This is a genomic window from Streptomyces sp. 184, from assembly GCF_045781775.1.
In the GTDB taxonomy this organism is placed as follows: Bacteria; Actinomycetota; Actinomycetes; order Streptomycetales; family Streptomycetaceae; genus Streptomyces.
In genome coordinates, this window is sequence record NZ_CP123230.1 from 1,936,116 (window position 1) to 1,958,696 (window position 22,581).

15 protein-coding genes are annotated in these 22,581 nt (G+C 74.2%); 11 read left to right on the forward strand and 4 right to left on the reverse strand.

What is annotated here, in order from left to right; all coding sequences use genetic code 11:
• Nucleotide 1: 1 nt before the first annotated feature.
• On the reverse strand, nt 2–169 hold the full coding sequence (locus tag QBL21_RS08410) for a hypothetical protein (RefSeq protein ID WP_407561388.1): 168 nt from the start codon (nt 167–169) through the stop codon (nt 2–4).
• 270 nt (nt 170–439) lie between these two features.
• Here QBL21_RS08410 and QBL21_RS08415 point away from each other — a divergent pair, with 270 nt between their 5' ends.
• The gene (locus QBL21_RS08415) at nt 440–3,529 is read left to right on the forward strand and encodes an AAA family ATPase (protein WP_407561389.1); all 3,090 of its coding nucleotides are present in this window, start codon (nt 440–442) and stop codon (nt 3,527–3,529) included.
• Nucleotides 3,530–3,575: 46 nt separating this feature from the next.
• On the opposite strand, the gene QBL21_RS08420 is transcribed toward QBL21_RS08415, so the two are convergent.
• The gene (locus QBL21_RS08420) at nt 3,576–4,736 is read right to left on the reverse strand and encodes a PQQ-dependent sugar dehydrogenase (protein WP_407561390.1); all 1,161 of its coding nucleotides are present in this window, start codon (nt 4,734–4,736) and stop codon (nt 3,576–3,578) included.
• Nucleotides 4,737–4,939: 203 nt separating this feature from the next.
• A complete protein-coding gene (locus QBL21_RS08425; protein ID WP_407561391.1) occupies nt 4,940–5,932 on the reverse strand; it encodes an aldo/keto reductase in 993 nt (330 codons plus the stop codon).
• 121 nt (nt 5,933–6,053) lie between these two features.
• On the opposite strand from QBL21_RS08425, the gene QBL21_RS08430 reads away from it, so the two are divergent.
• From QBL21_RS08430 to QBL21_RS08465, 8 genes are all read left to right on the forward strand, one after another.
• A complete protein-coding gene (locus QBL21_RS08430) occupies nt 6,054–6,971 on the forward strand; it encodes a 2-hydroxyacid dehydrogenase (protein ID WP_407566348.1) in 918 nt (305 codons plus the stop codon).
• A gap of 313 nt (nt 6,972–7,284) precedes the next feature.
• Nucleotides 7,285–10,110, forward strand: a complete 2,826-nt coding sequence (locus QBL21_RS08435; RefSeq protein ID WP_407561392.1) for a putative bifunctional diguanylate cyclase/phosphodiesterase — start codon at nt 7,285–7,287, stop codon at nt 10,108–10,110.
• Between the two features lie 235 nt (nt 10,111–10,345).
• A complete protein-coding gene (locus QBL21_RS08440; RefSeq protein WP_407561393.1) occupies nt 10,346–12,292 on the forward strand; it encodes an acetolactate synthase large subunit in 1,947 nt (648 codons plus the stop codon).
• Between the two features lie 28 nt (nt 12,293–12,320).
• A complete protein-coding gene (ilvN, locus tag QBL21_RS08445) occupies nt 12,321–12,845 on the forward strand; it encodes an acetolactate synthase small subunit (protein ID WP_027772032.1) in 525 nt (174 codons plus the stop codon).
• A 161-nt stretch (nt 12,846–13,006) separates the two neighbouring features.
• Entirely contained in the window at nt 13,007–14,005 is a 999-nt protein-coding gene (gene ilvC, locus QBL21_RS08450) for a ketol-acid reductoisomerase (protein ID WP_407561394.1), read from the forward strand.
• A gap of 213 nt (nt 14,006–14,218) precedes the next feature.
• On the forward strand, nt 14,219–15,841 hold the full coding sequence (gene serA, locus QBL21_RS08455; RefSeq protein WP_407561395.1) for a phosphoglycerate dehydrogenase: 1,623 nt from the start codon (nt 14,219–14,221) through the stop codon (nt 15,839–15,841).
• Nucleotides 15,842–16,068: 227 nt separating this feature from the next.
• The gene (locus tag QBL21_RS08460) at nt 16,069–16,722 is read left to right on the forward strand and encodes a TetR/AcrR family transcriptional regulator (protein WP_407561397.1); all 654 of its coding nucleotides are present in this window, start codon (nt 16,069–16,071) and stop codon (nt 16,720–16,722) included.
• 97 nt (nt 16,723–16,819) lie between these two features.
• Nucleotides 16,820–18,349 (forward strand): MFS transporter, encoded by a 1,530-nt coding sequence (locus tag QBL21_RS08465; RefSeq protein WP_407561398.1) that lies wholly within the window; start codon nt 16,820–16,822, stop codon nt 18,347–18,349.
• Between the two features lie 57 nt (nt 18,350–18,406).
• Here the strand turns inward: QBL21_RS08465 and QBL21_RS08470 are convergent, their stop codons facing one another.
• Complete coding sequence (locus QBL21_RS08470) at nt 18,407–19,804, reverse strand: PucR family transcriptional regulator (RefSeq protein ID WP_407561399.1); 1,398 nt, start codon at nt 19,802–19,804, stop codon at nt 18,407–18,409.
• Nucleotides 19,805–19,934: 130 nt separating this feature from the next.
• Between QBL21_RS08470 and QBL21_RS08475 the strand changes: the two genes are divergently transcribed.
• Nucleotides 19,935–20,861 (forward strand): proline dehydrogenase family protein, encoded by a 927-nt coding sequence (locus QBL21_RS08475; protein WP_407561400.1) that lies wholly within the window; start codon nt 19,935–19,937, stop codon nt 20,859–20,861.
• A 63-nt stretch (nt 20,862–20,924) separates the two neighbouring features.
• Complete coding sequence (pruA, locus tag QBL21_RS08480; RefSeq protein WP_407561401.1) at nt 20,925–22,556, forward strand: L-glutamate gamma-semialdehyde dehydrogenase; 1,632 nt, start codon at nt 20,925–20,927, stop codon at nt 22,554–22,556.
• The last annotated feature ends 25 nt before the right edge of the window (nt 22,557–22,581 follow it).

Sequence of the window (22,581 nt, forward strand, 5' to 3'; positions counted from 1 at the left end):
CTCAGGCCGCCTTCACCCAGCTCCCGCGGCGGGCGGCGGCACCGCCCGCGTCGGCGTCCCGGCCCCGGCGCGCCCGGCGGCCGGCGACGGCGCTGCGCGCCCTCCGGTACTCGTCGGCGCTGCGGCGCAGCTCGGCGGAACGGGCCCGGTGGATCTCGTAGTCGTACATCTTCGCTCCCCTGTGAGTCGGCCTGGCTGCCGTGTTCTCCCTGTGCCTCAAGACTCGTCTCCCAGGGGGGTGCGGCACATCGGGCGACTTCCTCATCTCCGCGTACGCGGTGCCTTAGATGCCCGCCTCAGCCGGGCCGCGCGGCCTAAGGCCCCCTCCCACGGCCCCTTACGCCCGCCCCGCACCCGCCCGCCGGCCGGTCCCCGAGGCCCCCTCCCGGCTCCCCGCCCGACTTCCCGTCCGGCGCCGCGCCCGGCCGTGTGACGTGCGATGCTCGGTCGCGTGGAGTCCCTGGAGCCCCCGGAGCCGGCCGGCGCGGACGCCGGCCTACGGTCCGGCGGGGTCTTCGTCGGCCGCGCCGCCGAGCTTGGCGCGCTGACGGAGGCGTACGACCGGGCGGCCGCCGGCGAGCCGTGCGCCGTCCTCGTCGGCGGCGAGGCGGGCGTCGGCAAGTCCCGGCTGGTCGAGGAGTTCCTGGCCCGCGCCGAGAAGGCCGGCGCGGTGACCGCCGTCGGCAACTGCATCGAGTCCGGCGCCGACGGCCTGCCCTTCGCGCCGTTCTCCACCGCGCTGCGCGCCCTGCGCCGCCGCCTCGGCGACCGGCTGGACGAGGCCGTCGCCGGGCAGCAGGGCGAGCTGGCCCGGCTGCTGCCCGAGCTGGGGCCGATCCCCGACCTCCCGGCCGCCGCGCAGGGCGAGGCCGGGCGGGCGCGGCTGTACGAGCTGGCCGCCCGGATGCTGGAGAAGCTGGCCGGCGAACAGGTGCTCGTGCTGGTCGTCGAGGACCTGCACTGGGCCGACAACTCCACCCGCGAACTCCTCGGCTACCTGCTGCGCTCCGTACAGGCCGCCCGGCTGCTGTGCGTCGCCACCTACCGCTCCGACGACCTGCACCGCCGCCACCCGCTGCGCCCCGCCCTCGCCGAGCTGGACCGGCTGCGCGGCGTGCACCGCTTCGAGCTGGCCCGGTTCAGCCGCGCGGAGGTGCGCAGCCAGCTCGCCGGGCTGCGCGGCGGCGAGCCGACGGAGGACCTGGTCGCGGAGGTCTACGGGCGCTCGGACGGCAACGCGTTCTTCGTGGAGGAACTGGCCGCGGGCATCGGGGCGGCCGGTGGGGGCGGTCCGGACGCCGCGTTCGGCGGCCGGCCGGTCGCCGGGATCGGCGAGTCGCTGCGCGACCTGCTGCTCGTACGGGCCGAGGCGCTGCCCGACCCCGCCCGCCGGATCGTCGCGCTGGCCGCGGTCGGCGGCGACCGCGTCGATGCCGCGCTGCTCGCCGCCGTCTCCGGGCTCGGCGAGGACGAGCTGTTCGACGCGCTGCGCACCGCCATCGGCGCCGGCGTGCTGCTCCCCGCCGACGAACGGGTGGACGCGTACCGCTTCCGGCACGCGCTCATGCGCGAGGCCGTCTCCGACGACCTGCTGCCCGGCGAGCGCACCCGCCTCAGCCGCCGCTTCGCCGAGGCGCTGGAGGCCGACCCCGGGCTCGTACGGGCCGAGGAGCGCCCCTCCCGGCTGGCCGGCTACTGGTACCTGGCCGGCGACCCCGCCCGCGCCCTGCCCGCCGTGCTCGCCGCCGCCGCGGACGCCCGCGCCCGGCACGCCTTCGCCGACCAGCTCGGGCTGCTGGAGCGGGCCGTGGCGCTGTGGGACGAGGCGCCGCCCGAGGCCCGTACCGTGCCGGACTCCGGCGGCGTCTACCCGCGCGCCGACCGGCCCGAGTTCGCCGACCTGCTGGCCGAGACGGTGTTCGCGGCCCGGCTCGCCTCCGCGTTCGGCCGGGCGATCACGCTCGGCGACCGCGCGCTGCGGCTGCTCGGCACCCGCTCACCGCTGCGCGCCGCGTGGTTCCGCGTCGAGCGCGCCCGCTGCCTCCAGGGCCTCGGCCGCGGCGACGGCCGCGAGGACCTGGAACGGGCCCAGGAGCTGGTCCGCGGTCTGCCGCCGTCGCCGGTGCACGCGCTGGTCCACGCCGAGGTCGCCAACTGGCAGGCGATGCACACTCCGGGCGCCGACGCCATCGAGGCCGCGGAGCGCGCCGTGCAGTTGGCCCGCCTGGTCGGCGCCGAGGAGACCGAGCTGACCGTACGCATCCCGCGGGCCTGGATGATGGTCGACTCCGGTGACGTCGAGGGCGGCATCGCGGAGTTCCACGCGGTACGGGAACGGGCGCTGGCCGGCGGCCTGACGGTGGCCGCCGCCCGGGCGTACGCCAACATGCCCTCGGCCCTCGAAGGCGTCGGCAGGTCCCGGGAGTCGGTGGCCGCGGCGGAGGAGGCGATCGAGGCGCTCACCGACTCGGGCCTCGCGGTCTTCCTCTCCCTCAGCCACGGCAACCGGGCAGGCGCTCTGCTGTCGCTGGGCCGCTGGGCCGACGCCGAGGAGGCCGTCGCCGCGCAGTTGCGCACCGCGCGCAGCACGCAGTTGCGCGGCAGCGCGCTGATGGACCGGGCGCTGCTGGCGCTGCTGCGCGGGGACCACGCCGGCGCGCGCGCCGAACTGACCGCGGCCCGGGAGGAGTTCGGCAACGACCGGCAGCCGCAGTACGAGCTGCCGCGGGCCGAGATGACGATCCGGCTGGCCGCCGCCGACGGGCGGGTCGAGGAGGTGCGCGCCGCGTTCGGGCAGGCGGTCGGCGACGGGCTGCGGCTGGGCATGCAGCGCTACGCCTGGCCGCTGCTGTACGCCACGGCCGCCGCCGAGGCCCGGCTGCGCGGCCTGCCCGCGGCGGAGGCGGGGCGGCCCGCGGCGCTGACCCGGATCCGCGAGGCGATGCGCAACCTGCCGCGGTTCGCGCCGCCGTGGGAGGCGCAGGCGCTGATGACCGAGGCGGAGCTGCTCGCCGCGGAGGGCCGCGACGCGACGGCCCGCTGGGCGGAGGCCGAGGCGGCGTGGGCGGACCTCGGGTGGCCGTACCAGCAGGCGCTGACCCGTTACCGCCGGGCGGAGTCGGCGCTCGCAAGCGCCGGCCCCGGCACGGGGACGGCCACGACCGCCGCGCGGGACGGCGCGGCGCAGGCGCTGCGACGCGCGTACGAAACGGCGACGGCCCTCGGCGCGGCGGGCCTCGCCCGCGACGCCGAGGCGCTGGCGGCCCGCGCCCGGATCGCCCTGACCCCGGACGCCGCCCCGGCGGAGCCGGCGGACCCGGCGGAGGCGCTGGGGCTGACGGCCCGCGAGGCGGACGTGCTCCGGCTGGTGGCGGCGGGGCGGAGCAACCGGCAGATCGCCGAGGAGCTGTTCATCTCGCCCAAGACGGCGAGTGTGCATGTGTCCAACATTCTGGCGAAGCTGGGGGTGGCGGTGCGCGGGGAGGCGGCGGCGGTGGCGCACCGGCTGCGGCTGTTCGACGGCGGGTGAGAGCGGGCCGCCGCCGGGCGCGCGGGCGTACGCCCCGGCCGATGCCTTAGCCGACCTCCAGCCGCAGGATGCGGTCGTCGCCCCTCTCCGGGGAGCCGCGCAGGTCCGTCTCGTTGTTGATCAGCAGCAGCTCGCCGTCGGAGGCCCGCTGCACCGTGCGCAGCCGCCCGTACTCGCCGTCCAGGAACGCCTGGGGGTCCGCCGACGCCTTCGTCCCGTCCAGCGGGATCCGCCACAGCCGCTCGCCGCGCAGCGACGCCATCCAGATCGACCCGTCCGCGTACGCGATGCCGCTCGGCGAGGCGTCCGGGGTGGCCCACTGCACGACGGGGTCGACCAGGCCCTCGCGGTTCTCCTTGCCCTCCGCCTCCGGCCAGCCGTAGTTCCTGCCGGGCTCGATCAGGTTCAGCTCGTCCCACTGCTGGTCGCCGAACTCCGCCGCCCACAGCCGCTTGTCGTCGTCCCAGGCCAGCCCCTGCACGTTGCGGTGGCCGTACGAGTACACCACCGACCCCGCGTCGGGGTTGCCGCGCGCCGGTTCACCGTCGGGCGTCATCCGCAGGATCTTGCCGCCCAGCGACTCCTCGTCCTGCGCCAGCGCCGGGTCGCCGGCCTCGCCGGTGCCGACGTAGAGCATCTTGTCCGGGCCGAACGCGATCCGCCCGCCGTTGTGCCGGCCGCCCTTGGGGATGCCGCGGAAGACGGTGTCCGGTGCGCCCAGCCGGTTGCCCTCGGGCCCGTCCGCGTCGTACGTCATCCGCACGATGCGGTTGTCGCTGTCGGAGGTGAGGTAGGCGTAGACCATCTCGTCGGCGCCGAGCGCGAGGCCCAGCAGCCCGCCCTCGTTGCCCGGCTCGCGCTGCACGCCGGGCACCTGGCCGGCCTCGGTGACCTTCCCGCCCTCCGCGGCGACGTGGTAGACGGTGCCGCTGTCGCGGGAGGAGACCAGCAGGTCGCCGCCGGGCAGCTCGGCCAGGCCCCACGGCGTCTTCAGTCCCTCGGCGACGGTGCCGACGACCTTCGCGGAGCCCTTGTCCGGCGGCGGGGAGCCCTCGCCTGCGGAGCCGCCGCTGCCGGCGGGCGCGGCGGCGGAGGAAGAGGACTCCTCGGACGGGCTGCCCGAGTCGTCGTCTCCCGACGAGCAGCCGGCGGCGAGCACGAGTGCGGCGGCGGCTGCCAGCCGGGCGACGACGGCGCGGGCTCTCACGGGACGGTTCTCCTTGCGGGCGGCGGCCGGAACGTACCCAGCACATCACAACCGTACGTACACCGCGCGCCCGTGGGGCGTTCCCGCCCGTACGGGCGAGGGCCGCGCGCCCGTACGAGCGCACCCGCCCGCTCCGGTACGCACCGGCCGCCCCGCCCGCGCCCCCGCCCCCGCGACTGCCCCCACGCCCCTGCTAACCGTCCCTACTCCCACGACCCCTGCGCCGCCGGCAGCGCCGCGATCTCCGCCAGGTCCGCCGGCTCCAGCCGCAGCCCCGCCGCCCGGGCGTTCTCCACCGCCCACCGCGCCCGCTTCGCTCCCGGCACCGGCACCACGTGCGCCCCCTGCGCCAGCACCCACGCCAGCGCCACCTGCGCCGTCGTCGCGCCGTGCCGCTCGGCGACCCGCCGCAGCCCGGCGACCACCGGCTGGTTCGCCGCCATCATCTCGGCGGTGAACCGCGGGTGCCTGGCCCGTATGTCGTCCGGCTCGAAGCCCTGCCCGGGCGTGAGCGTGCCGGTGAGGAACCCGTGCCCCAGCGGCATCGCCGCGAGGAACCCGACCTGCCGCTCCTCGCACCACGGCAGCAGGCTCGCCAGCGCCTCCGGCGACCACACCGACAGCTCCGCCTGCACGCTGCTGACCGGGAACACCTGCTGCACCCGGCCCAGCCGGCCGATCGTCGCGCCGTAGATCCCGCCGCCGGCCCGGCGGTCCGCCCGGGCGCCGACCGCGCAGAACCCCAGCGAGCGCACCTTTCCCGCCGCCACCAGCTCCGCCATCGCGCCCCAGGTCTCCTCGACGGGCACCTCGGGGTCCTCGCGGTGCAGTTGGTAGAGGTCGATGACGTCGGTCTGGAGCCGGCGCAGCGAGGCGTCGCAGGCGCGTCTGACGTACGAGGGGCGGCCGTTGGCGACGACGTGCTGCTCGCCGACGAGCAGGCCGACCTTGGTGGAGACGAACGCCTCCCCGCGCCGCTGCCTGAGCACCCGGCCGACCAGCAGCTCGTTGGTGAACGGCCCGTACATGTCGGCGGTGTCGAGCAGGCTCACGCCGGCGTCGAGCGCAGCGCACAGGGCGCGCGCGGACTCCTCGCCCTGCTGCCGCGAGGTGCTGTACGCCCAGCTCATCGGCATGCAGCCGAGGCCGACCGCGCCCACGCCCAGGGCCGCCGCTCCGATCGTCCTGCGCTCCACGCAAGGCACACTAAACCCTGCCGCCGACACCGGTCCCACGGGCCGGGGCCGGCCCACCCGCCCCTCGGACCCCTCGTCCCCGCGCTGATCACCTAGCCTCGTGGGCATGAGCGATGGACAGGTGTGGCTGCCGATTCCGCCGGACGAGATCGCCGGACTGCCCACGGAACTCGACTACGTCCACTGGGACGCCGAGCCGGAGTTCCCCGCCGACCCGGCTGACTGCGTCTTCTTCGTCGCCCCGTACATGCGGCGGATCACGAACGACCCGGTGCCGCGGATGCGTGCGCTCAAGGTGCTCCAGACCCTCACCGCCGGCGTCGACGGCTACCTGCCCGTGCTCGCCGCCCTGCCGCCGGGCGCCCGGCTGTGCAACGCCCGCGGGGTGCACGAGGCGTCGACCGCCGAGCTGGCGCTCGCGCTCACCCTCGCGTCGCTGCGCGGCATCCCGGAATTCGTACGCCGCCAGGACGCGGAGGAGTGGCGCGGCGGCTTCCACCCGTCGCTCGCCGACAAGACCGTGCTGATCCTCGGCTACGGCGCGATCGGGAGCGCCGTGGAAGACCGGCTCGCCGGTTTCGAGTGCGAGCGGGTTCTGCGCATCGCGCGCTCCCCTCGCACCACACCGCGCGGTCCCGTCCACGCCCTCGCCGACGTACGGGAGTTGCTGCCCGCCGCCGACGTGGTGATCGTGACGACCCCGCTGACCGACGACACCCGCGGTCTCGTCGATGCCGGGTTCCTGGCCCGGATGAAGGACGGCGCGCTGCTGGTGAACGTCGCCCGCGGCGCCGTCGTGGACACGAAAGCCCTGCTGGACGAGGTGCGGCCGGGCCGGCTGCGGGCCGCGCTCGACGTGACGGACCCCGAGCCGCTGCCGCCGGGCCACCCGCTGTGGCACGCCCCCGGGGTCCTCGTCAGCCCGCACACCGGCGGGCCCACGTCCGCGTTCCGGCCGCGTGCCGAGAGGCTGCTGCGCGCCCAGTTGCGGCGGTTCGCCGACGGTGAACCGGTGGAGCACGTGGTCGCCGTTGCCTGACGGACAACCTCACGAACACTCTACGTAGTTGAGACGCAACTCTCGGTTTTAGTTACGCTCCGTAGAGGAAGTATGTCCCTGCGTGACGATCCTGGTGTATCGTCCGCAGCGGGGATTGCTCCCGACGTCAACGTGGCCGGCCCGGCGCCGGTCGCGCCACCGATATCGAGGGGGGCGATGGGCACATGCACGGCAAGTGGAAATCCTCTGCGGCACGCGGGCAGCGTGGCAGTCCCGCGCGCCTCCCGGCCCTGAGAGCCGGCGTCGCGGCGGGATCGAGGACGCGACCGGCTCCCGGCAGCCGGGGGGCGCGGTGACCGCGTCGATCGGGGCGGTGGTGCCCAGACCGCCGTTGCCCGCGGGGTTCGTACCCCAACTGGTCCTCGCGTTCCTCTGCGCGGGGTATGCCACCGGTGCTGCTCTGGGCTGGGGCTCTTCCCGATTCGCCCTGATCATGGGGGACTTCGGGCTGAGCGCGGCGGCGTTCGCGGCCGCCTTCTCGTGTCTTTACTACGCGCGTATCCGCCAGGGCCGCTTCCGGCCGGCCTGGCTCATGTTCGGCATCTCCTCCGCCATGGCCGGCATCGGCAACGGCATCTGGGGCTGGTACGAGGTCGTGCTCCGGCGACCGCTGCCCGAGGCGTCCGTGGCGGACTTCTTCTTCCTGCTCTTCGCGCCGCCGGCGGTCATCGGCCTGCTGGTGCTCGCCCGGCGGCCGGTCAGCAGGGCGGGCTGGATCTGCCTGGGCCTGGACACCTGGCTCATCGGCGGCTCCCTGCTCACCATCTCCTGGACGCTCGCCCTGGCGCACGCCGCCGGGGACGACGAGTCGGTGCCGCGGGTCGCGCTCTCGCTGGCGTACCCGCTGCTGGACATCGTGCTGGTGAGCATGGTGCTGGCGCTGCACTTCCGGCGCACCGCCGCGGGCCGCTCCGCGATCAACACCGCGATCGGTGCGCTGGTGCTCACGGTGCTGTGCGACGCGCTGTTCACCTCACCGCTGCTCCAGGAGCAGTACCGCTCCGGGCAGTTGCTGGACGCCGGCTGGTTCGCCGGCTCCATCCTGCTCGCGTACGCCCCCTGGGTCGGCAGGGCCGAGGAGGCGGAGGAGCGCGGCCAGGAGGAGCGCGCCCGCCCCATTGCCGGGCACATCGGCGCGCTCGCGCCGTATCTCGCGGCGGGCGTGTGCACGCTGGGGATCCTGTACAACGTGCTGGACGGCCGCAGCGTGGACCGCGTGGTGCTGATGACCGCGTGCACGGTCGTGCTGGCCCTCGTCGTACGCCAGGCGATCATGCTGCTGGACAACATCAGCCTCACCCAGGAACTCGCCCAGAAGGAGAACCACTTCCGCTCGCTGGTGCAGGGTTCGAGCGACGTCATCATGATCGCGGCGCCGTCCGGCGTGCTGCGCTACGTCAGCCCAGCGGCCCTCGGCGTCTACGGCACGGACCCGGAGGAGCTGGTCGGCTGCGAGCTGGCCGGGCTCATCCACCCCGACGACCTGGGGCGGGTGCTGCACGAGGTGCGCCGGTTCCTGTCGGCGCCGCCGGGCGGGGCGCGGTCGATCCGCATCGAGTGCCGCTTCCGGGCCGGCCGGGGCCGCCGCGGAGGCACCCGCTCCGGCGACGAGGGCGGGTACGGCGAGGACGGCTGGCTGAACGTCGAGTCGACGGTCAACCGGCACCACAACGGCCTGATCTTCAACTCCCGGGACGTCACCGAGCGCGTCCGGCTCCAGGCGCAGTTGCAGCACAGCGCCTCCCACGACTCGCTCACCGACCTGCCGAACCGGGCGCTGTTCACCGAGCGCGTCGGCCACGCGCTCGGCGGCCGGCGGGCCGGCGACGCCAACGCGGCCGTGCTCTTCATCGACCTCGACGGCTTCAAGGCGGTCAACGACACCGTCGGCCACGCCGCCGGCGACGAGCTGCTGATCCAGGCCGGCCGCCGGCTCCAGGAGTCCATCCGCTCCGGGGACTCGGCCGCCCGGCTCGGCGGCGACGAGTTCGCCGTGCTGCTCGTCGGCGGCGCGGCCGGCGAGAGCCGGTCGGACGGCACCGGGCGCGAGCGGCGCACCCGCGAGGTCGCCGACCGGCTGCGGGTGCGGCTCTCCGAGCCGTACACCGCGGGCGGCGTCGAGGTGCGGGTCGCGGCCAGCATCGGCGTGGCCTTCGCCGAGCCCGGCAGCACACCGGCGGAGCTGATGCGCAACGCGGACCTGGCGATGTACCGGGCCAAGCAGGCCGGCAAGGCGCGCGTCGAGCTGTACGCGCCGCAGATGCAGGCCGAAGTGGTACGCCGCATAGAGCTGGCGAACCGGCTGCGCTCCGCGCTGGACGACGGGCAGTTCATGCTCGTGCACCAGCCGGTGGTGGAGCTGTCGAGCGGGCGCCTTGCGGCGCTGTCGGCGCAGCCGCGCTGGCGTTCGGCGCAGGGCATCGTGCACACGCCCGCCGAGTTCATGCAGGGCACGCCGGACAACGGCCGGGGCGGGAGCGCGCAGGACCGGGCCCGTAGCGCCGAGCTGGCGCGCTGGCTGCTGGAGGCGACGGTCGAGCAGGCCGCCGAGCGGTACGAGGCGGGCATCGGCATCCCCGTGACCGTACGGATGTCGGCAGCCCGGCTCACCGACCGGAGCATGTCCCCGCAGTCGGTGGAGGCCCTGCTGATGCGGCACGGGCTGCCGCCCGGCGCGCTGACCATCGAGGTCGCCGACAGCGACACCAGGGCCGGCATGGACGAGCTGGAGCGGCGCCTGGTGGCGCTGCGCCGCCTCGGCGTGCGCATCGCGCTCGACGGCTTCGGCAGCGGGCACGCGGCCATCGCCGCGCTGCGCCGGCTGCCGGTGGACGTGCTCAAGCTGGACCGGGGCCTGGTCGACGGCCTGGCCGAGTCACCCCGGCTGCGCGCCATCGCGGCCGGGATGATCGGCATCGCCGGCGAGCTGGGCATGGACTCGACGGCCGAGGGGGTCGATCTGCCCGAGCAGGCCGAGGTGCTGCGTACGCTGGGCTGCCGGCACGCGCAGGGCATGGCCTACTGCGAACCACTGGACGAGGAGCGGGTACGGGACGCACTGGCCCTGGGAGCGTTCGCGCTGCCGGAAGAGGACGCATCGGCCATTGCGCTCACATAGTGAGACCCGGGTCCCACGAACTTGACACCCCCGGCGCGCCGGGGGCAAGGTCAGGTCCATGCGCACCCGAATTCTCGTACTTGGACAGCGCGTCGGCTGAAGCGGACCCCGACTCCCGGACCGCGCCGACGCGCTCCCCTCGCTTGCCATCTGGCACGAGGGGTTTTTTGTTGCTCGAACCCGCTGCTCCACCCCCCGAAACCCTCGCACCACTCGAAGACGAGAAGAGAAGCCGATGACCGAGCAGGCTCCCCCGCGGAGTGAGCCCCACCCGCAGCCGCCGCGGGCCCGCAGCGGGGGACAGTCCCGCGTTCCGGGGCACACACCGGCAGACAAGACCGTGACGGGCGCGCAGTCCCTCATCCTCGCCCTGGAGGCCGTGGGTGCGGACACGGTCTTCGGCATCCCGGGCGGGGCGATCCTCCCCGCGTACGACCCGCTGATGGACTCCACGAGGGTCCGGCACGTACTGGTCCGCCACGAGCAGGGCGCAGGGCATGCCGCCACCGGGTACGCGCAGGTCACCGGCAAGGTGGGCGTCTGCATGGCGACCTCGGGGCCGGGCGCGACCAACCTGGTCACGCCCATCGCCGACGCGCACATGGACTCCGTCCCGCTGGTGGCGATCACCGGTCAGGTGGCGTCCAAGTCGATCGGCACGGACGCCTTCCAGGAAGCGGACATCTGCGGCATCACCATGCCGATCACGAAGCACAACTTCCTGGTCACCGACCCCGCGGACATCCCGCGGGTGATCTCCGAGGCGTTCCACATCGCCGCCACCGGCCGCCCAGGCCCGGTGCTGGTCGACATCGCCAAGGACACCCTCCAGGCCCGTACGGTCTTCTCCTGGCCGCCGCGGCACGAGCTGCCCGGCTACCGCCCGGTGACCAAGCCGCACGCCAAGCAGATCCGGGAGGCCGCCCGGCTCGTCGGCGCCGCCCGGCGCCCGGTGCTCTACGTCGGCGGCGGCGTGCTCAAGGCCCGCGCGACCGCCGAGCTGAAGGTGCTCGCGGAGCTGACCGGCGCCCCGGTCGTCACCACCCTGATGGGCCTCGGCGCCTTCCCCGACACCCACCCGCAGCACCTGGGCATGCCGGGCATGCACGGCACGGTGGCCGCCGTCACCTCGCTCCAGAAGTCCGACCTGATCGTGGCGCTCGGCGCCCGGTTCGACGACCGGGTGACCGGCAAGCTGGACACGTTCGCTCCGTACGCCAAGATCGTGCACGCCGACATCGACCCCGCGGAGATCGGCAAGAACCGCGAGGCGGACGTGCCGATCGTCGGCGACGCCCGCGAGGTCATCGCCGACCTGATCGTGGCGGTGCAGAGCGAGCAGGAGCAGGTCGCGACGGAGCCGGGCGGCACCCCCGCGACCGGCACGGCCCGGTACGCGGAGTGGTGGCAGCACCTGAACCGCTGGCGCGAGACGTACCCCCTCGGCTACGACCTGCCCTCCGACGGCACGCTGTCGCCGCAGCAGGTGATCCAGCGCATCGGCGAGCTGGCCCCGGAGAACACGGTCTACGCCGCGGGCGTCGGCCAGCACCAGATGTGGGCCGCGCACTACATCGACTACGACAAGCCCCGTACCTGGCTCAACTCCGGCGGCGCCGGGACCATGGGCTACGCCGTCCCGGCCGCCATGGGCGCCAAGGCCGGTGCGCCCGACGCCGCGGTCTGGGCCATCGACGGCGACGGCTGCTTCCAGATGACCAACCAGGAGCTGGTCACCTGCGCGCTGAACGGCATCCCGATCAAGGTCGCGATCATCAACAACGGCGCGCTGGGCATGGTCCGCCAGTGGCAGACCCTGTTCTACAACCAGCGCTACTCCAACACCGTGCTGGACTCCGGCCCCCACGGCAGCGGCAACGGCGGCGGTGAGGGCGCCGACGGCGCCCAGGTGCAGGCCCGCCAGGCCGCCGGCACCCGCTGCCCGGACTTCGTCAAGCTCGCCGAGGCCATGGGCTGCGTCGGCATCCGCTGCGACGACCCCGAGCAGCTCGACGCCGTCATCGAGAAGGCCAACGCCATCAACGACCGCCCCGTCGTCGTGGACTTCATCGTCCACCAGGACGCGATGGTCTGGCCGATGGTCGCGGCCGGCACCTCCAACGACGAGATCCTGGCCGCGCGCGACGTCCGCCCGGACTTCGGCGACGGCGCGGACGACTGAGGCCGGAAGCGAAGAGAGAGACGAAGACATGTCCAAGCACACGCTCTCGGTCCTGGTGGAGAACAAGCCGGGCATCCTGGCCAGGATCTCCGCGATGTTCTTCCGCCGCGGCTTCAACATCGACTCGCTCGCCGTCGGCACCACCGAGCACCCGGACATCTCCCGGATGACGATCGTGGTGAACGTCGAGGACCAGCCGCTGGAGCAGGTCACCAAGCAGCTCAACAAGCTCGTCAACGTGCTGAAGATCGTCGAACTGGAGCCGGGCGCCGCGGTGCAGCGTGAACTCGTCCTGGTGAAGGTGCGGGCCGACAACGAGACCCGCTCGCAGGTCGTCGAGATCGTCCAGCTCTTCCGCGCCAAGACCGTGGACGTCTCCCCGGAGGCGGTCACCATCGAGGCCACCGGCAGCGGCGAGAAGCTGGAGGCGATGCTGAAGATGCTGGAGCCGTACGGCATCAAGGAGCTGGTCCAGTCCGGCACCATCGCCATCGGCCGCGGCGCGCGGTCCATCACGGACCGCTCGCTGCGCGCCCTCGACCGCAGCGCGTAGGCCGCCCGCGGGGACGCGGCCGCGGGGTGCGCCCCGTTACGTGCCCCCGCGGCACCTCGCGCGGATGACACGTCCGGGGCAGACCTCCCGGACCCCCGAACCAGCCCCGCCGCACCCGCGTACGGTGAGGGACAACCCGAAAACCCAAGGAGACTCAGAACGTGGCCGAGCTGTTCTACGACGACGACGCCGACCTGTCCATCATCCAGGGCCGCAAGGTCGCGGTCCTCGGTTACGGCAGCCAGGGCCACGCCCACGCGCTGTCGCTGCGCGACTCCGGCGTGGACGTCCGCGTCGGCCTGCACGAGGGCTCCAAGTCCCGGGCGAAGGCCGAGGAGCAGGGCCTGCGCGTGGTCACCCCCGCGGAGGCCGCCGCCGAGGCCGACGTGATCATGATGCTGGTGCCGGACCCGGTCCAGGGCCGGGTCTACGAGGAGTCCGTGAAGGAGAACCTCAAGGACGGCGACGCGCTGTTCTTCGGCCACGGCCTCAACATCCGCTACGGCTTCGTCAAGCCGCCGGCCCACGTCGACGTCTGCATGGTCGCCCCGAAGGGCCCGGGCCACCTGGTCCGCCGCCAGTTCGAGGAGGGCCGCGGCGTGCCGTGTATCGCGGCCGTCGAGCAGGACTCCACCGGCGGCGCGTTCGCGCTGGCCCTGTCGTACGCGAAGGCCATCGGCGGCACCCGCGCCGGCGTCATCAAGACCACCTTCACCGAGGAGACCGAGACCGACCTCTTCGGCGAGCAGGCCGTGCTCTGCGGCGGCACCTCGGCGCTGGTCAAGGCCGGCTTCGAGACCCTGGTCGAGGCGGGCTACCAGCCGGAGATCGCGTACTTCGAGTGCCTGCACGAGCTGAAGCTCATCGTGGACCTCATGTACGAGGGCGGCCTGGAGAAGATGCGCTGGTCGGTCTCCGAGACCGCCGAGTGGGGCGACTACGTCTCCGGCCCGCGGATCATCAACGACAACACCAAGGCCGAGATGAAGAAGATCCTCGGCGAGATCCAGGACGGCTCGTTCGCCAAGGACTGGATGGCCGAGTACCACAACGGCCTGCCGCGCTACAACGAGTACAAGAAGCAGGACGGCGACCACCTCGTCGAAACCACCGGCAAGGAGCTGCGGAAGCTCATGAGCTGGGTGGACGACAAGGACTGAGCGGACGCGGTCGCTCGATCGGGCGGTGGCGGGGCGCAGCGGCGCCCGGCCACCGCCCGGCGCCACTACACTCTTCCTACATCGCGCGTCAGGCTCACAGTGTCGTGTGTCCTTCAAACGCGGCAGCACGCGTCTGTCCGGCGGACCGGCGCTGCACCCTCCACCTGCGGCCGTCGGGACGGCCGTCCCGTACAGGAATCCAGTGAGGACCACGTGAGCACTGCCCCAGCATCCGGCGCCACCGCCCCCGGGAAGCCGGCCGTACTGATCGCCGAGGAGCTCTCGCCGGCCACCGTCGACGCCCTCGGTCCCGACTTCGACATCCGCCACTGCAACGGCGCCGACCGGGCCGAGCTGCTCGCGGCCATCGCCGACGTGGACGCGATCCTGATCCGCAGCGCCACCAAGGTCGACGCCGAGGCCGTCGCCGCCGCGCGCCGGCTGAAGGTCGTCGCCCGCGCGGGCGTCGGCCTGGACAACGTCGACGTACCCGCCGCCACCAAGGCCGGCGTGATGGTCGTCAACGCGCCGACCTCCAACATCGTCACCGCCGCCGAGCTGGCCTGCGGCCTGATCATCGCCAGCGCGCGCAACATCCCGCAGGCCAACGCCGCGCTGAAGGCCGGCGAGTGGAAGCGCTCGAAGTACACCGGCGTCGAGCTGAACGAGAAGGTGCTCGGCGTCGTCGGCCTCGGCCGCATCGGCGTGCTCGTCGCGCAGCGCATGGCCGCGTTCGGCATGAGCGTGGTGGCGTACGACCCGTACGTGCAGGCCGCGCGCGCCGCGCAGATGGGCGTGAAGCTCGTCTCGCTGGACGAGCTGCTGGAGACCTCCGACTTCATCACCGTCCACCTGCCGAAGACCCCCGAGACCCTGGGTCTGATCGGCGACGAGGCGCTGAACAAGGTCAAGCCGTCCGTCCGGATCGTCAACGCCGCCCGCGGCGGCATCGTCGACGAGGAGGCGCTGACCGCCGCGCTGAAGGAGGGCCGGGTCGCCGGCGCGGGCCTCGACGTCTACGCCACCGAGCCCTGTACGGACTCGCCGCTGTTCCAGTTCGACAGCGTCGTCGCCACCCCGCACCTGGGCGCCTCCACCGGTGAGGCGCAGGAGAAGGCGGGCATCTCGGTGGCCCGCTCGGTGCGGCTCGCGCTGGCCGGCGAGCTGGTGCCGGACGCGGTCAACGTCCAGGGCGGCGTCATCGCCGAGGACGTACGCCCCGGCCTGCCGCTGGCGGAGAAGCTGGGCCGGATCTTCACGGCGCTGGCCGGCGAGGTCGCGGTCCGCCTCGACGTGGAGGTGTGCGGCGAGATCACGCAGCACGACGTGAAGGTGCTGGAGCTGTCCGCGCTCAAGGGCGTCTTCGAGGACATCGTCGCCGAGACCGTGAGCTACGTGAACGCGCCGCTGTTCGCGCAGGAGCGCGGCGTCGAGGTGCGGCTGACCACCAGCTCCGAGTCGAACGCCCACCGCAACGTGGTGACGGTGCGCGGCACCCTGGCGAGCGGCGAGGAGGTGTCGGTCTCCGGCACGCTGTCCGGGCCGAAGCACCAGCAGAAGATCGTCGCGGTCGGCGAGCACGACGTGGACCTGTCGCTGGCCGACCACATGGCGTTCTTCAGCTACGGCGACCGCCCCGGCGTCGTCGGCACCATGGGCCGGATCCTGGGCGAGGCGGGCATCAACATCGCCGGGATGCAGGTCTCGCGGGCCAAGGCGGGCGGCGAGGCGCTGGTCGCGCTGACGGTGGACGACACGATCCCGCCGGCCGTCGTGCAGGAGATCGCCGGTGAGATCGGCGCGGCCTCGGCGCGCGCGGTGAACCTCACCGAGTAGGCGAACCGGGGGAGACCCCGGGCACCGGGCCCGGGCGGGCGGCAGCGATGCCGCCGGCCCGGGCCCGTTCGCATGCCCGGAAAACATGCCCGGGGAAGGGGTGCGCCGCGCGATGCGGAGGATCTTCGCGCGACCCTCTATCACTTCGGCTCAGACGGATGAAATCTCTCCGGTTCCCTCCTACGGTTCGGGTAAGTGGAGAATTTCCCTTCGGTTGAGGAGTGGCCATGCGGACCCCGATGCGCGCGGACGCCCGACGGAACCGCGAGCTGATCCTGAAGGCGGCCGGCGCGGTCTTCGTGGGCGAGGGCCCCGACGCCCCGCTGGAGGAGGTCGCCCGCCGGGCCGGCGTCGGCATCGCCACGCTCTACCGCAACTTCGCCAGCCGCGAGGCGCTGATCCGCGGCGTCGCCGGCGCCACGCTCACCGAGCTGCGCGGCGCGGCCGAGGAGGCGCTGGCCGGCGGGGAGGAGCCGTTCGAGGCGCTGCGCCGGTTCGCCCACGCGGCGCTCAGGCTGCGCATCGGGGCGGTGCTGCCGGCGCTCTCCGGCCGGATCCGTATCGACGAGGAGCTGGCGGAGCTGCGCGCGCGGACGATGCGGCCGGTGCAGGAGCTGATCGTACGGGCCCAGCAGGCCGGCCAGGTCCGCGACGACATCGTCTTCGGCGACGTGCCGTTCATGGTCATGCGGCTGACTCTGCTGCTGCCGGGCGGCATGGTGCCGGAGGACGAGGCGCTGGCCCACCGCCATCTGGAGCTGTACCTCGACGGGCTGCGCCCCGAGGCCGCCCGCGCCCGCGGCACCGCGCTGCCCGGCCCGGCCGTCACCGTCGCGCACTTCGTCCACGCCACGGACCGCATCGTCGGCGGGAACCCCTAGCGCCCGTACCGCCCTTACCGCCCGCGGCCCCCGCAGCCGCGGCCACCCGGACCCACAGCCACCCGAACCCGCAAGCACGCACGAGAAAGGTAGTGGCATGGACACTACAAGGACGCAGCCCGCTGCGGCGGCCAACCCGCGGCGCTGGATCGCACTCGCCTTCATCGGGCTGGCGCAGCTCATGATCGTCCTGGACGTCACGATCGTGAACATCGCCCTGCCGTCCGCCCAGGCGGACCTGGGGATCTCCGACGGCGACCGGCAGTGGGTCATCACCGCGTACACCCTGGCCTTCGGCGGCCTGCTGCTCCTCGGCGGCCGGATCGCCGACTACACCGGCCGCCGCCGGGCCTTCCTGGCCGGGCTGATCGGCTTCGCCGCCGCCTCCGCGGTCGGCGGTGCGGCGCCCGGCTTCGGCGCGCTGCTGGGCGCGCGGGCCGCGCAGGGGGCGTTCGCCGCGCTGCTCGCGCCGGCCGCGCTCTCGCTGCTCACCACGAGCTTCACCGAGCAGCGCGAACGCGCCCGCGCCTTCGGCATCTTCGGCGCGATCGCGGCCGGCGGCGGCGCCATCGGCCTGGTCACCGGCGGGGCGCTGACCGAGTACCTGGACTGGCGCTGGTGCCTGTACGTCAACGTGCCCATCGCGGTGCTGGCCGCCGCCGGCTGGTGGGTGCTGCCCGCCGACACCCGCCCCGAGGTGCGGCCGAAGATCGACGTCCCCGGCGCGCTGCTCGCGGTGACCGGCCTGGTCGCCGTCGTCTACGGGTGCAGCGAGGCGGAGTCCGAGGGCTGGGACTCGGCGCTCGTGCTCGGCCTGCTCTTCCTCGGCGTGGCGCTGCTCACCGGCTTCGTGCTGCACGAGCGGACCGCCGCGGCGCCGCTGCTGCCGCTGCGGGTGGTGCTCAGCCGGGCCCGGGGGAGCGCGTTCCTGAGCATCGCGCTGGCCACCGTGGGGATGTTCGCCATGTTCCTCTTCCTCACGTACCACATGCAGATCGTCATGGGTTACTCGGCGCTGAAGACCGGGGTGGCGTTCCTGCCGCTGACCGCCGGCGTGCTGGCCGGCGCCGGCGGGCTCGCCACCCGGCTGCTGCCCCGGGTGCCGCCGCGGGCGCTGATCGTCCCCGGGCTGCTGTTCGCGGCGGCCGGCACCGGCTGGCTGGCGACGCTGGAGGTGGACACCTCGTACGCGGCCGGGGTGCTGCCGGCCGAGCTGATCATGGGCTTCGGGATGGGCATGGTGATGGCCCCGGCGATCAACTACGCCACCCACGGCGTCCGCGAGGAGGAGGCCGGGGTCGCCTCGGCGACGGTCAACACCTCGCAGCAGATCAGCGGTTCGATCGGCACCGCGCTGCTCAACACCGTGGCCACCAGCACCACCGCCGACTACCTCGCCGAGCGCGTGCCGGACGCGGGCGCGCTGGAGGAGCGGCGGGCCGCGGGCGGGCCGGTGCCGGAGGTCGTCAAGGCGGGCCTGGTCGAGGGCTTCACCTCGGCGTACGCGGTGGCGTCGGCCATCATGCTCGCCGCGGCGGTGGTGATCGCGGTGGTGATGAACACCCCGCGCCCGGACCGCTCCAAGGAGGGTGACGCCGCCCCCGCCCCCGCGGCCCACCTGGGCTGAGGCCCGTACCCCGGAACTCCCGGCCCGCCCTGCTCCCGGGGCGGGCCGGGTCCGCGGTCAGAGGCGGGCGGACTTCAGGGCCATGTGCAGCAGCAGGCGGTCCTCGCCGGCGGTGAGGTCGAGGCCGGTCAGCTCCTCGACCCGGGACAGCCGGTAGTACAGCGTCTGGCGGTGGATGCCCAGCGCGGCGGCGGTACGGGCGGCCTGGCCCGCGTGGTCGAGGTAGACCTCGGCGGTGCGGGCCAGTTCGGCGTGCGCCGGCTCCAGCAGCCGGCCGAGCACCGGGTCGACGCCGCCGGGCAGATCGGTGAGCAGCCGGTACGGGCCGATGTCCGGCCACCGCGCCACCGGGCCCAGGCGCGGTGCGGCCCGCGCCGCCCGGGCGGCGGCCAGCGCCTCGCGCCAGGTGCCGGGCAGCCCGGCGAGCCCGGCCCGCCCGTCGCCGACGCCGGCGACGACGTCCGCGCCCGTCCCGGCGGCGGCCTCGCCGTCACCCCTTCCCGTACGGGCCCCGCCCGCCCCGCCGCCGCGGGCGCCGCCCGGCGCGCCGCCGGCCGCGGCGTGCAGCAGCCGCTCCGCCGCCGCCACCGCCGGTTCGACCCCGCCCGGGGAGGGCAGCAGCACCAGCGCCGCCAGCACCCGCAGGCCCTCCCCGCCGGACTCCGCCTCCGCGCCGGCCCCGGCTCCCGGGCCGGCCCGCAGACCCGCACCCGCCCCCGTACCGCCGCCCCCGCCGGGCCGCCGTACGTCCGAGCCCGCCGCCCCGGGGTGCCCCGCCGCCCGTACCCGCACCACCGCCGTCGCCGCCGTCCGGGGCAGCCCCGGGCCCGGCGCCGCCGGGTCGGCCGGCGGCCAGGGCAGCACCGCCACCGCCGACACGGGCCCCGCCGCGTCGCCCGGCAGCGCGTCCCGTAGCCCCGCCAGCGCCGCGTCCCGCCCCGCCGCGGGCCCCGCCAGCACGTCGTGCAGCAGCGCCCCCGCCGCCGCGCCCGCCCGGGTCTCCGCCGCCAGCAGCGCCCCGATCCGCGCCGTGGTCCGCATCGCCTGCGCGATCCGCGGGTCCGGCGCGCGCCCCGGCCCGCCCAGCTCGACGTCCGCCAGGTGCCCGTCGTCGAGCAGCCAGACGTACCCCTGCACCACCCCGTCGTGCCGCGCCGGCAGGCAGATCCGCCCGGTGAGCACCCCCGCGGAGGGGTCCGGCGGGATCCGCATCGGCCCGGTCGCGCGGGCGATCCCGTACGCCTCGAACCACGCCCGCACCGCCGCCGTGGAGCGCCGGTGCAGGATGGACTTCGTCCGCACCGGGTCCATGAGCGAGGAGACGCCGCCCGACGAGCCGTCGCCGGTGTCGTGGACGCCGAAGGCGATCAGCCCGAAGTCCCGGTCCTCCAGGGTGGCGGGGGCGCCGAGCGCCGCCGAGACCTCGTCCACCAACTGCTGGTAGTCGCCGCGCATGACCGCAGCGTCTCATACATCTGTATGAGGGCGGGGTCTCGGATGCGTGACAGGTGTCGATGGCCCAGGATCGAAGCGGTCCTTAGATTTCACGGAGGTGTTACCTGCGCCCCGACCGTGGAGGTGCCCAGTGCTGGGTCCCGTGCTTCTCGCCGCCGCGCGCAGCGACGGAATCCGTCGTGCCGTCTCGGCCGCGCCGGTCAGCCGCCAGGTGGTCACGCGCTTCGTCGCCGGCGAGGAGCTCGCCGACGCCGTCGCCGCCGTCCGCGACCTGACCGCCCGCGGCCTGGAGGTCACCCTCGACCACCTCGGCGAGGACGTCACCGACCCGCGCGAGGCGCTGCGCGCCCGGGACGCGTACCTCCGGCTGACCGAGGCGCTGGCCGAGGAGGGTCTCGGCACCCGCGCCGAGATGTCCGTGAAGCTCTCCGCCTTCGGCCAGGCGCTGCCCGGCGGCCACGACCTCGCCCTCGCCCACGTCACCCCGGTGGTCGAAGCCGCCGCCGCGGCCGGCACCACGGTCACCCTCGACATGGAGGACCACAGCACCGTCGACTCCACCCTGGCCGTCCTGCGCACCCTGCGCGAGCGCTTCCCGCAGACCGGCGCCGTGCTCCAGTCGTACCTCTTCCGCACCGAGGAGGACTGCCGCGACCTCGCCGGCGAGGGCTCCCGGGTGCGGCTGGTGAAGGGCGCGTACAAGGAGCCGGCCGTCGTCGCCTTCCAGGACAGGCTGGCGGTGGACCGCGCGTACGTCCGCTGCCTGAAGGTCCTCATGGCCGGGCGCGGCTACCCCATGATCGGCACCCACGACCCCCGGATGATCGCGATCACCCGGGAGCTGGCCCGCCGCCACGGCCGCAAGGCCGGCGAGTACGAGTTCCAGATGCTCTACGGCATCCGCCCCCAGGAGCAGCACCGGCTGGTGGCCGAAGGCCACCGCATGCGCGTCTACACCCCCTACGGCACCGACTGGTACGGCTACTTCATGCGCAGGCTCGCCGAGCGCCCGGCGAACACCGCCTTCTTCCTGCGCGCCCTGGCCGGCCGCCGCTGACGACCCCCGCGAGCCCTCCGCGACCCCCCGAATGACTCCGCACCTCGAAGGAGAACGGCAACCATGGACGCTGTGACCCAGGTCCCCGCCCCGTACAACGAGCCGGTGCACACCTACGCCCCCGGCACACCGGAGCGCGCGCGGCTGGAGGCGAAGCTCAAGGAACTGGCCGAGAGCCCCATGGAGCTGCCGATGACCATCGGCGGCGTCCGCCGCATGGGCGGCGGCGCGCGCGTCGACGTCGTGCAGCCGCACAACCACAAGGCGGTCCTCGGCACCTACGGCACCGCCACCCGCGCCGACGCGCAGGACGCCATCGACGCCGCCCTGGCCGCCGCCCCCGGCTGGCGCGCGCTCTCCTTCGACGACCGCGCCGCGATCCTGCTCAAGGCCGCCGACCTGCTCGCCGGCCCGTGGCGCGAGACGATCGCCGCCTCCACCATGCTCGGCCAGTCCAAGACCGCGCAGCAGGCGGAGATCGACGCGCCCTGCGAGCTGGTCGACTTCTGGCGCTTCAACGTCCACTTCGCCCGCCAGATCATGGACGAGCAGCCGCCGGTCCAGCCGCACGGCGTGTGGAACCGGCTCGACCACCGCCCGCTGGAGGGCTTCGTCTACGCGATCACGCCCTTCAACTTCACCGCGATCGCCGGCAACCTGCCGACCGCGCCCGCCCTCATGGGCAACGTCGTGGTCTGGAAGCCGTCGCCGACCCAGACGCACTCCGCCGTGCTGCTCATGCGGCTGCTGGAGGAGGCCGGGATGCCGCCCGGCGTCATCAACCTCGTCACCGGCGACGGCAAGGAGGTCTCCGAGGCCGCGCTGCCGCACCCGGACCTGGCCGGCATCCACTTCACCGGCTCCACCCGCACGTTCCAGCACCTGTGGGGCGAGGTCGGCAGGAACCTGCCCGGCTACAAGGCGTACCCGCGGATCGTCGGCGAGACCGGCGGCAAGGACTTCATCGTCGCCCACCCGAGCGCGGACCCGGCGAAGCTGAAGACCGCGATCACCCGCGGCGCCTTCGAGTACCAGGGCCAGAAGTGCTCGGCCGCCTCCCGCGCGTACGTCCCGCGCTCGCTGTGGGACGGGGGCCTGAGGGACGCGCTGGTCACCGAGACCGAGGGCCTGGCCATGGGCGACGTCACCGACCTGGCGAACTTCGTCGGCGCCGTCATCGACGACCGGGCGTTCGCCAAGAACAAGGCCGCCATCGACCGCGCCGAGGCCGACCCGTCGTGCGAGATCGTCGCGGGCGGCACGTACGACGACACCGTCGGCTACTTCGTCCGCCCGACCGTCGTCGTCTGCTCCGACCCCGAGAACGAGGTCTTCACCGAGGAGTACTTCGGCCCGATCATCGCGGTGCATGTGTACGAGGACGACGGCTACGACGCGATGCTCGACCAGATGGAGTCCGTCGCCAAGTACGCCCTGACCGGGGCCGTCCTCGCGCAGGACCGGGCGGTCATCGCCGACGCGACGCGCAGGCTGCGCTTCGCGGCCGGCAACTTCTACGTCAACGACCGGCCCACCGGCTCGATCGTCGGCCAGCAGCCCTTCGGCGGCGCCCGCGCCTCGGGCACCAACGACAAGGCGGGCTCGAAGTTCAACCTGCTGCGCTGGTCCTCGCCGCGCGCCATCAAGGAGACGATGGACGCCCCGACCGACTACCGCTACCCCCACATGGGCTGACGCCCGCGGGACCGCACGCGGTCCC